Source organism: Caulobacter sp. LARHSG274 (assembly GCF_052871235.1).
The window spans coordinates 43,128-53,232 of the sequence record NZ_JBIXJO010000025.1; the positions used below are offsets into that span (position 1 = coordinate 43,128).

Here is a 10,105-nt window from a genome sequence, read left to right on the forward strand (position 1 = left end):
CCATGACGTTCGCCGCCAACTTCTCCCTCGTTCTTCCCGAAGTCATCCTCGGGGCCTCGGCCCTGGTGCTGCTGGTCTGGGGCGCGTTCCAGGGCAAGACCTCGCCGCTGTTCACCGGCGCGGCCGTCCTGGCCCTGCTGGCCGCCGCCGTCGCCGCCGTCTGTGGTCCGCACGGCCACGCCTTCAACGGCGTCTACGCCGCCGACGCCGCCGCCAGCTACGCCAAGGTCGCCATCTACCTGTTCAGCGCCATCGCCATCGTGCTGGGCGACCGCTGGCTGGCCGTGCGCGGCGACCAGAAGTTCGAATACGCCGTGCTGGTGATCCTGGCCGCCGTGGGCATGGGCGTCACCGCCTCGGCCGGCGACCTGATCAGCCTCTATATCGGCGTCGAGCTGCAATCCCTGGCGCTCTACGTGCTGGCCGCCTTCCGCCGCGACGACGCCAAGTCGTCGGAGGCGGGCCTGAAGTATTTCGTGCTCGGCGCCCTGTCGTCGGGCCTGCTGCTGTACGGCGCCTCGCTGATCTACGGCTTCGCCGGCTCGACCCGCTTCGCCGACATCGCCGCCGTCGCCCATGGCGCCCACGGCATGGGCCTGCTGTTCGGCCTGGTGTTCCTGGTCTGCGGCCTGGCCTTCAAGGTCTCGGCCGCGCCGTTCCACATGTGGACGCCCGACGTCTATGAAGGCGCCCCGACCCCGGTGGTCGGCTTCTTCGCGGCGGCTCCCAAGCTGGCGGCGATGATGATGTTCGCCCGGGTGCTGGGCGACGCCTTCCCGGACGCGGTCGGCCAATGGCGGCAGATCCTGGTGATCACCGCCCTGGCCTCGGTGTTCGTCGGCGCCTTCGCGGGCCTGGCCCAGAGCAACCTCAAGCGCCTGTGGGCCTACAGCTCGATCGCCAATGTCGGCTACGCCCTGCTGGGCGTGGCGACCGGCGGCGAGGTCGGCCTGCAGTCGATGCTGATGTTCATGACCCTCTACATGGTCGACGTCACCGGCTTCTTCGCCTGCCTTCAGGCCCTGTCCCGCGACGGCAAGCCGATGGAGACCATCGAGGACATGGCCGGCCTGGTGAAGGAACGTCCGGGCGTGGCCCTGGCCATGACCGCGTTCTCGCTGTCGGCCCTGGGCCTGCCGCCGTTCTCGGGCTTCTGGGCCAAGTTCTACGTGTTCAAGGCGGCCATGGGCTCGGGCGACGTGCTGCTGCAATGGGCGGCGGTGCTGGGCCTGGTCGGCAGCGTGGTCGCGGCCTTCTACTACCTGCGCCTGATCAAGACCATGTGGTTCGACGCCCCGGCCGGCGCCGTCGACAAGCCGCAGCCGACCGCCCGCGCGATCGGCTTCGCCGCGGCGCTGTTCTCGTTCCCGGTCGTGCTGGTGGCGCTGGTCTGGCTCGACCCCGCGGCCAGAGCGGCCGCGGCGGCCTTCGGCCACGCGTGACGTGACGGGCGCAGTCCCGCCTTCCCAAGGTCCGGCCATCGTCGTTCTGGACGTGATCGACTCGACCAACGCCGAGGCCCGTCGCCGGGCCGAGGCGGGGGAGGCGGGCCCCGTCTGGCTGCTGGGCCTGCGCCAGACCGCCGGGCGCGGCCGACGCGGCCGGGCCTGGGAGACCGGCGAGGGCAACCTGGCCGCCACCCTGCTGTTTTGCACCGACAAGCCGCCGGCCGAGGCCGCCCAGGTGTCGTTCGTCGCCGCCCTGGCGGTGGCCGACCTGCTGGGCGCCTATGTCCCCGCCAGCCTCGTTAGCCTCAAATGGCCCAACGACCCGCTGCTGGGCGGACTGAAGGTCAGCGGCATCCTGGTGGAGTCCGGGGCGCGGCCGGCTGGGGGCCTTTGGGTCGCCGTCGGGGTGGGGGTCAATCTGGCCCGCAAGCCGATCGACAGCGAACGCCCCGCCACCGCCTTGCCCACCTACAGGGTGGCGCCGCCGCCCAAGCCGATCGAGGCGATCGAGGTCCTGGCCGCCGCCTTCGCCCGCTGGAACGACGTCTGGCTGCGGCTGGGCTTTCCCGCCATCGCCGACGCCTGGACCGCGCGCGCCCACGGCCTGGGCGAGCCCTGCCTGGCGCGGCTGGGCCAGGAAACCGTCGAGGGCGTCGCCGAAGGTCTGGACGCCGACGGCGCCCTGCGTCTTCGTCTGGCCGACGGCCGTGTGCGCCGGATCACCGCCGGCGACGTCTTTTTCGGGGGGGCCTCCTGATGTTGCTGGCCATCGAACAGGGCAACACCAACACCATGTTCGCCATCCACGACGGCGAAGCCTGGATCGCCCAGTGGCGCGCCGCCACCGAGAGCACGCGTACGGCTGACGAATACGTGGTCTGGCTGTCGCAGCTGCTGTCGATGCGCGGCCTGGGCTTTCGGGCCATCGACGCCTGCATCATCTCCAGCGTCGTGCCGCAGTCGATCTTCAACCTGCGCAACCTGTCGCGGCGCTATTTCAACGTCGAGCCGCTGGTGATCGGCGAGAACGCCCGGTTGGGCGTCGACGTGCGGATCGACAAGCCGTCCGAGGCCGGGGCCGACCGCCTGGTCAACGCCGTGGGCGCGCACATGGTCTATCCGGGGCCGCTGATCGTCATCGACAGCGGCACGGCCACCACCTTCGACATCGTCGGCGCCGACGGGGCCTTCGAGGGCGGCATCATCGCCCCAGGCATCAACCTCTCCATGCAGGCCCTGCACGAAGCCGCCGCCAAGCTGCCGCGCATCGCCATCCAGCGGCCGGCCGGCAATCGCGTGGTCGGCACCGACACTGTCAGCGCCATGCAATCGGGCGTATTCTGGGGCTATATCTCGTTGATCGAAGGCCTGGTGGCCCGGATCAAGGCCGAGCGGGCCGAACCCATGACTGTCGTCGCCACCGGCGGCGTCGCCTCGCTGTTCGAGGGCGCCACCGACAGCATCGACCACTTCGATTCAGACCTGACCATCCGTGGCCTCCTCGAAATTCATCGCCGCAACACCCATTTAGAGACCTAATGACCAAATATACCGACAAGCCTTCCCCCAAGGACGAACTCGTCTTCCTGCCGCTCGGCGGGTCGAACGAGATCGGCATGAACTTCAATCTGTACGGCTACGGCCCGGCCGACGATCGCAAATGGATCGTCGTCGACCTGGGCGTGACGTTCGGCGACCAGACCACGCCCGGCGTCGAGATCATCCTGCCCGACCCCGAATTCATCGAGGCCTATGCCGACGACATCATCGGCATCGTCCTGACCCACGCCCACGAAGACCACCTGGGCGCCGTGCACTGGCTGTGGCCGCGCCTGAAGGCGCCGGTCTACGCCACGCCCTTCACCGCCTTCCTGCTGCGCGAGAAGCTGCGCGACGCGCGGCTGCTGGACGAGGTGCCGATCACCGAGATCCCGCTGAGCGGCAGCTTCGACCTGGGTCCGTTCCACCTGGAAATGATCACCCTGACCCACTCGATCCCCGAGCCGAACGGCCTGGCGATCAAGACGCCGTTGGGCACGATCCTGCACACCGGTGACTGGAAGATCGATCCCGATCCCCAGCTGGGCGGTCCCACCGACATCGCGGCCATCAAGCGCCTCGGCGACGAGGGCGTGCTGGCCATGGTCTGCGACAGCACCAACGTCTTCGTCGACGGCGAGGCCGGGTCCGAAGCCGACGTCCGCGTGGCGATGAACCGGCTGATCAAGGGCCTGACCGGCAAGATCGCCGTGGCCTGCTTCGCGTCCAACGTGGCCCGGATGGACACGGTGATCCGCGCCGCCCAGGCCGCCGGCCGCAAGGTCTGCCTGGCCGGCCGCTCGATGCACCGGATGAGCGCCGCCGCCCGCCACGTCGGCCTGCTGGAGGGCCTGGAGCCGTTCATCACCGACGACCAGGCCAAGTACCTGCCCGAGAACGAGGTCCTGTTCCTATGCACCGGCAGCCAGGGCGAGGCCCGCGCGGCCCTGGCCCGGATCGCCGAAGGCACCCACCCGCACGTCAAGCTCTCGCAGGGCGACCACGTGATCTTCAGCTCGCGGGTGATCCCGGGCAACGAGATCCCGATCCGCAACCTGCAGAACAAGCTGGCCGACCGCGGCGTGCGCCTGCACACCGAGCGCGACACCCCCGGCATCCACGTCAGCGGCCACCCCTGCCGCGACGAGCTCAAGCAGATGTACCAGTGGGCCCGGCCGACCATCGCCGTGCCGACCCACGGCGAGCGCCGCCACCTGATCGAGCACGCCGCCTTCGCCAAGGACCTGCAGGTGCCGCACGCGGTCAGCCCGCGCAACGGCGACATGGTGCTGCTGGCCCCCGGCCATCCGCAGATCATCGACGAGGTACCGTCCGGCCGGCTCTATGTCGACGGCGGCGTGGTGACGCCCGAGAACGGCGACGCCCTGCGCGAGCGCCGTCACGCGGCGTTCAACGGCATGCTGGCGGTCTCGGTCGTGCTGGACGGCAAGAGCCGCATCGTCTCGGGCCCGCAGGTCCGCGGCCTGGGCCTGGCCGGCGACGCCGAGTATCCGCTCGACGACGCCCTCGACGACCTGGCGGAGGAGGCCGAGAACGCCTTCAAGCGCCTGGGCGGCGACCAGCGCGAGATCGACGAGGCCATCGAGAGCGCCCTGTCGCGCGCCGTCAAGAAGGCGGCCTTCCGGATCTGGGAGCGCAAGCCCGTGGTCGAGACCACGGTGCTGCGGGTCTAGGCCGCGATGGACGAAGACCAGCTGACCGTCTCCGAACCCCCACCGCGCCAAGCGCTGTGGGGCAGGGGGCCGGCGCTGCTGTGGTACGAGGCCTGGCCGGTTCTGGTGTTGACCGCGGTGATCTGGCTGGTCTTCGCCGGTCAGCTGATCGGCGACGCCCTGGGCTATGACGAGGCGATCTTCGTGTACGGCGCCCTGTCCGCGCCTGGCGTTGCGCACGGCTTCTGGTGGACGACCCTGACCCACATGTTCCTGCATGCGGGTTGGCTGCATATCGCCATGAACAGCGCCGCGCTGGTCGCCTTGGGCCCCGCGATCGCCCAGCGACTGGGGCGCGACGCCCTGGGCGGATTGCTGTTCCTCGCCTTCTTCCTGGTCTGCGGTCTGGCCGGCGCCGGCGCCTTCCTGCTGCTGGCGCCCGGCCAAGGCGCGGCGGTCGGGGCGTCGGGCGCGATCTTCGGCCTCTGGGGCGCGGTGGCGCGGCTGTCTGGGCCCGGCGAGATTAAGCTGGCCCCGCTGTTTTCCGACTCGGTCCTGCGACAGGTCGGCTCGGCCGTGGTCTCCAACCTGCTGGTCGTCGGCCTCGGCGCAGCCTACGGCCTGGCTTCGGGCGTGGGGATCATCGGCATCGCCTGGCAGGCTCATCTCGGCGGCTTCGTGGCCGGTCTGCTGTTGATCCAGCTCCTGCCGGCCCGCTTCTATTGGCTGGCCGCGCCGCGCTGAGTCGCCGCTCTTTTCGCAGTGCGGCATAGGTGCTAGGCCAACCGCAAATCATAAGAAATGTGCGGAAACCCACCATGATCGGCAAGCTCAACCACGTCGGCGTCGCCACCCCCTCGATCGACGAGTCGCTGAAGATGTACCGCGACCTGCTGGGCGCGACCTCGCACACCGACAAGTGGGCCATGCCCGAGCAGGGGGTGTGGGTCTGTTTCGTCAACCTGCCCAACAGCCAGATCGAGCTGATCGAGCCCTATGGCGAGGCCTCGCCGATCCACGGCTTCCTGGCCAAGAACCCCAAGGGCGGCCAGCACCACATCTGTTTCGAGGTCGAGAACATCTACGAGGCCCGCGACAGCCTGGTCGCCAAGGGCGCCACCGTGCTGGGCGAGCCGCGGATCGGCGCCCATGGCACGCTGATCATCTTCGTCCACCCCAAGAACATGGGCGGCCTGCTGGTCGAACTCATGGAAACTCCGAAAGAGGCGCACTGATGGGGCCCGTCACCTGCATCGCCGTCTATCTGACCATCTGGTGGACCACGCTGTTCGCGGTTCTGCCGCTGGGCAACCGCACCTTCCGCGAGATGGGCATCGAGCCGCCGCCCGGCGCGGATCCCGGCGCGCCGGTCAATCCGAACCTCAAGCGCAAGTTCTTCACCACCACCTGGGTGTCGGCCCTGGTGATGGCCGGGCTGCTGCTGGTGATCCACTTCCACCTGATCAGCCTGCCGACCCTGCCGGCCACCTATTAATAGCATCAATGGCGCCCAAGCCTTGAGCGATCGGCGGCGAATTTACTGTCATGCGCCCAATCCGTGGGCGAACTTCACCCAGTGGTCAGACCAGACGCAATCCGGCGCCCCGAACAACCGTTCGAGGCCTAGACTCAGAATCACGAGGCCGGCTTTTCCGACCTTGCTCTGTGGCGTCTTCCCCGACGATGACTTGACGGGCCGCGCGTGAACCGCGCGGCCCTCTTTTCGTTCTTGAAGGCGCTCTTTTGTCGGCGCGTTTTCTTCACGCGAACCGGCGGTCCCTTCGCTCGAAAACGCTTCCCCGTCATCTTTTCGCCGCGCGCGTTGCCAAGCTGACGCCCAAGCGGCTATCTCAACGCCTTGAATTTCCCGGAGACGTCCGTTCCATGCGCCTGTCGCGCTATTTCCTGCCCGTTCTGAAAGAATCCCCCGCCGACGCCCAGATCGCCTCGCACCAGCTGATGCTGCGGGCCGGGATGATCCGCCAGGAGGCCGCCGGCATCTATGCCTGGCTGCCGCTGGGCCTGCGGGTGCTCAAGAAGATCGAGCAGATCGTCCGCGAGGAGATGGACCGGGCCGGGGCCATCGAGCTGTTGATGCCGACCCTGCAGCTGGCCGACCTGTGGCGCGAGAGCGGCCGCTACGACGCCTACGGCCCCGAGATGCTGCGCATCGTCGACCGCCACGACCGCGAGCTGCTGTACGGACCGACCAACGAGGAGATGATCACCGAGATCTTCCGCGGCTCGGTGCGCAGCTACAAGGACCTGCCCAAGAACCTCTACCATGTGCAGTGGAAGTTCCGCGACGAGACCCGCCCGCGCTTCGGCGTGATGCGCGGCCGCGAGTTCCTGATGAAGGACGCCTACAGCTTCGACCTCGACGTCGAGGGCGCGCGCAAGTCGTACAACCGCATGTTCGTGGCCTATCTGAACCTGTTCGCCCGCATGGGCCTGAAGGCTGTGCCGATGCGCGCCGACACCGGTCCGATCGGCGGCGACCTGAGCCACGAGTTCATCGTCCTGGCCGACACCGGCGAGAGCGAGGTGTTCTGCCACAAGGACCTGGTCGAGATGGGCGCGCCCGGTCCCGACGTTGACTGGTACGGCGACCTGCAGCCGCTGGTCGACCAGCGCACGGCGATGTACGCGGCCACCGAGGAAATGCACGACGCCGAGGCCTTCGCCAGGATTCCCGAAGGCGACCGCCTGTCGGCCCGCGGCATCGAGGTCGGCCACATCTTCTCGTTCGGGACCAAGTATTCCGAGCCGATGAAGGCCGTGGTCGCCGGCCCCGACGGCAAGGACACTCCGGTGCAGATGGGCAGCTACGGCGTCGGCGTCTCGCGCCTGCTGGGCGCGATCATCGAGGCCAGCCATGACGAGGCCGGGATCATCTGGCCTGAGGCGGTGGCCCCGTTCGACGTCGGGATCATCAGCCTGCGGGTCGGCGACGCCGCCTGCGACGCGGCCTGCGAGAGCGCCTACAAGGCCCTGACCGCGGCCGGCAAGGCGGTGCTCTATGACGACACCGACGCCCGCGGCGGCGGCAAGTTCGCCACCATGGACCTGATCGGCGTGCCCTGGCAGGTGATCGTCGGCCCCAAGGGGATCGCCGACGGCGTGGTCGAGATCAAGAACCGCCGGACCGGCGAGCGCCACACCGCGCCCCTGGCCGAGGTGCTGGCGCAACTGACCGGCAAGGCGGCCGGCTGATGGCCCTCGGCGCCGCCGGCCCGTTCGGAACCTGGGAGCGCACCGTCGCCTGGCGGTACCTGCGCAACAAGCGCAAGAACGGCGGCGTGGCGCTGATCGCCATCATCTCCTTCGCCGCGGTGATGCTGGCGGTCTTCGCCCTGATCACCGTGATGAGCGTGATGAACGGCTTCCGGGCCGAGCTGCTGGGCCGGCTGCTGGGCTTCAACGGCCATGTCTACGCCCAGGGGCCGCTGCTCAACGGCCCCGACCGCGACGGCGTCATCACCCGCATCAAGGCCGTGCGCGGCGTGACCCAGGCTGCGCCGATGGTCGAGGCCCAGGCCATGGTCATCGGGCCCAGCCAGGTGTCGGGCGCCATCGTCCGCGGCGTCACCCCCGCCGACCTGCGCGGCATGAAGATGATCGCCTCCAACATCAAGCGCGGCTCGCTGGCCGGCTTCGGCGAGGGCGAATACGGCGGCGACATGGTGCTGATCGGCGACCGCATGGCCCGCAACCTCGGCCTGTCGGTCGGCGACGCCATCACCCTGATCTCGCCCGCCGGCCCGGCCACCGCCTTCGGGTCCTCGACCAATGAGAAGGACTATACGGTCGGCGGCATCTTCAGCGTCGGCATGAGCCAGTTCGACGAAAGCTTCGTCTATATGGCGCTGCCCCAGGCCCAGCTGTTCTTCGGCCGCGACACGTCAATTGACTATGTCGAGATCAAGATCGCCGATCCCGACAAGGCCAAGCAGATCAAGCCGATCATCGAGCAGGCCAGCGGACCGGGGGCCTTCGTCCAGGATTGGATGGACAAGAACGCCAGCTATTTCAACGCCCTGCAGGTCGAGCGCAAGGTCATGCGGCTGATCCTGTTCTTCATCGTCGCCATCGCCACCCTCAACATCATCTCGGCCCTGGTCATGCTGGTGAAGAACAAGGGCCGCGACATCGCCATCCTGCGGACCATGGGGGCCAGCCAAAGTTCGATCCTGCGGATCTTCATCATGGCCGGCGCCTCGATCGGCCTGGCCGGCACCCTGACGGGCCTGCTGCTGGGGGTGCTGTTCTGCGCCAATATCGCCGCCATCCAGAACTTCGTCGAATGGGTGACCGGCACGGCGGTGTTTAGCGCCGACATCTATTTCCTCGCCCATATCCCGGCCAAGATCGACTGGGCCGAGGTGGCCGGCATTGTCGGGATCTCGACGGCGATGAGCATCCTGGCCACCCTGCCGCCGGCCATCCGCGCCTCGCATCTCGATCCGGTCGAGGCCCTTCGCTATGAGTAGCCCGGTCCTGGCTCTGCGCGGCGTCGAGCGCACCTATGTCACCGAGGCCGGGGCGCTGAACGTGCTGCGCGGCGTCGACCTGGACGTCTATCCCGGCGAGGTGGTCGGGCTGATCGGACCGTCCGGCTCGGGCAAGTCGTCGCTGCTGCACGCCGCCGGCCTGCTGGAAAAGCCCAACGCCGGGGTGATCGCCCTGGACGGCCGCGACTGCTCCAAGTTGTCGGAACGGCAACGCACCAAGGTGCGGCTGTCGACCGTCGGCTTCATCTACCAGTTCCACCACCTGCTGCCCGAGTTCAGCGCGCTGGACAACGTCGCCATGCCCTCGATGATCGCCGGCAAGAGCAAGGCCGAGGCGCGGGCCTCGGCGACCGAGATGCTGAACCAACTGGGCTTGGCCGCGCGCCTCGACCACCAGCCGGGCCAGATGTCGGGCGGCGAGCAGCAGCGGGTGGCCATCGCCCGGGCCCTGGCCAACAAGCCCAAGCTGCTGCTGGCCGACGAGCCGACCGGCAATCTCGACCCGGCCAATTCGGCGGGGGTGTTCCAGGCGCTCTACGAGCAGGCCCGGCAACGCGGCGTGGCGGCCCTGATCGCCACCCACAACATGGAACTGGCCCGCTACATGGACCGGGTCTTCGCTCTGAAGGACGGCCACCTGGTGGCGCAAAGGTTCTAGGCTCGCCCCATATCTCCCTCCCACCGTCATCCTCGGACTTGTTCCGAGGACCCCTATGCCAGCCGCGCTGTCGGTCGGGATGGACCGCGGCCTCGCCGTACTTCCGTCCGCCTTCTTCGCGGCGGAAGCAGGGATCCTCGGAACAAGTCCACGGCTGTCCGGTTGGGGCTGTGGAGCGGTCGGGATGTTGCTGATTTGACTCGGGTCTTGAGATTTTCGGCGTGAGAGGACGCTGACGGGCGTGCCGCCATTGTTTGAGTAGACGGGTTGCATGGC

The 10,105-nt window shown here is 68.4% G+C and carries 10 protein-coding genes; all 10 read left to right on the forward strand.

What is annotated here, in order from left to right:
• Positions 1 to 2: 2 nt before the first annotated feature.
• Positions 3 to 1,442, forward strand: a complete 1,440-nt coding sequence (gene nuoN, locus ACIPQB_RS24125; protein ID WP_446487786.1) for an NADH-quinone oxidoreductase subunit NuoN — start codon at positions 3 to 5, stop codon at positions 1,440 to 1,442.
• A 1-nt stretch (position 1,443) separates the two neighbouring features.
• Entirely contained in the window at positions 1,444 to 2,205 is a 762-nt protein-coding gene (locus ACIPQB_RS24130) for a biotin--[acetyl-CoA-carboxylase] ligase (protein WP_446487787.1), read from the forward strand.
• Positions 2,202 to 2,987, forward strand: a complete 786-nt coding sequence (locus ACIPQB_RS24135; RefSeq protein ID WP_446487797.1) for a type III pantothenate kinase — start codon at positions 2,202 to 2,204, stop codon at positions 2,985 to 2,987. Before ACIPQB_RS24130 ends, ACIPQB_RS24135 begins: the two co-directional genes overlap by 4 nt.
• A complete protein-coding gene (locus ACIPQB_RS24140) occupies positions 2,987 to 4,681 on the forward strand; it encodes a ribonuclease J (RefSeq protein WP_446487788.1) in 1,695 nt (564 codons plus the stop codon). Before ACIPQB_RS24135 ends, ACIPQB_RS24140 begins: the two co-directional genes overlap by 1 nt.
• Before the next feature lie 6 nt (positions 4,682 to 4,687).
• On the forward strand, positions 4,688 to 5,404 hold the full coding sequence (locus ACIPQB_RS24145; protein ID WP_446487789.1) for a rhomboid family intramembrane serine protease: 717 nt from the start codon (positions 4,688 to 4,690) through the stop codon (positions 5,402 to 5,404).
• A 74-nt stretch (positions 5,405 to 5,478) separates the two neighbouring features.
• On the forward strand, positions 5,479 to 5,895 hold the full coding sequence (mce, locus tag ACIPQB_RS24150; protein ID WP_446487790.1) for a methylmalonyl-CoA epimerase: 417 nt from the start codon (positions 5,479 to 5,481) through the stop codon (positions 5,893 to 5,895).
• Positions 5,895 to 6,155, forward strand: coding sequence for a DUF1467 family protein (locus tag ACIPQB_RS24155; protein WP_446487791.1), 261 nt, complete (start codon positions 5,895 to 5,897; stop codon positions 6,153 to 6,155). The genes mce and ACIPQB_RS24155 overlap by 1 nt, the downstream gene beginning before the upstream one ends.
• 389 nt (positions 6,156 to 6,544) lie before the next feature.
• Positions 6,545 to 7,873 (forward strand): proline--tRNA ligase, encoded by a 1,329-nt coding sequence (gene proS / locus ACIPQB_RS24160; RefSeq protein ID WP_446487792.1) that lies wholly within the window; start codon positions 6,545 to 6,547, stop codon positions 7,871 to 7,873.
• The gene (locus ACIPQB_RS24165) at positions 7,873 to 9,150 is read left to right on the forward strand and encodes a lipoprotein-releasing ABC transporter permease subunit (RefSeq protein ID WP_446487793.1); all 1,278 of its coding nucleotides are present in this window, start codon (positions 7,873 to 7,875) and stop codon (positions 9,148 to 9,150) included. Before proS ends, ACIPQB_RS24165 begins: the two co-directional genes overlap by 1 nt.
• Positions 9,143 to 9,829 (forward strand): ABC transporter ATP-binding protein, encoded by a 687-nt coding sequence (locus tag ACIPQB_RS24170; protein ID WP_446487794.1) that lies wholly within the window; start codon positions 9,143 to 9,145, stop codon positions 9,827 to 9,829. Before ACIPQB_RS24165 ends, ACIPQB_RS24170 begins: the two co-directional genes overlap by 8 nt.
• Positions 9,830 to 10,105: the final 276 nt, after the last annotated feature.

Bases quoted from the DNA above. Each gene is read 5' to 3' on its own strand.
- nuoN (WP_446487786.1), top strand. From the start codon at position 3: ATGACGTTCGCCGCCAACTTCTCCCTCGTTCTTCCCGAAGTCATCCTC.
- ACIPQB_RS24140 (WP_446487788.1), top strand. From the start codon at position 2,987: ATGACCAAATATACCGACAAGCCTTCCCCCAAGGACGAACTCGTCTTC.
- ACIPQB_RS24145 (WP_446487789.1), top strand. From the start codon at position 4,688: ATGGACGAAGACCAGCTGACCGTCTCCGAACCCCCACCGCGCCAAGCG.
- mce (WP_446487790.1), top strand. From the start codon at position 5,479: ATGATCGGCAAGCTCAACCACGTCGGCGTCGCCACCCCCTCGATCGAC.
- ACIPQB_RS24155 (WP_446487791.1), top strand. From the start codon at position 5,895: ATGGGGCCCGTCACCTGCATCGCCGTCTATCTGACCATCTGGTGGACC.
- proS (WP_446487792.1), top strand. From the start codon at position 6,545: ATGCGCCTGTCGCGCTATTTCCTGCCCGTTCTGAAAGAATCCCCCGCC.
- ACIPQB_RS24165 (WP_446487793.1), top strand. From the start codon at position 7,873: ATGGCCCTCGGCGCCGCCGGCCCGTTCGGAACCTGGGAGCGCACCGTC.
- ACIPQB_RS24170 (WP_446487794.1), top strand. From the start codon at position 9,143: ATGAGTAGCCCGGTCCTGGCTCTGCGCGGCGTCGAGCGCACCTATGTC.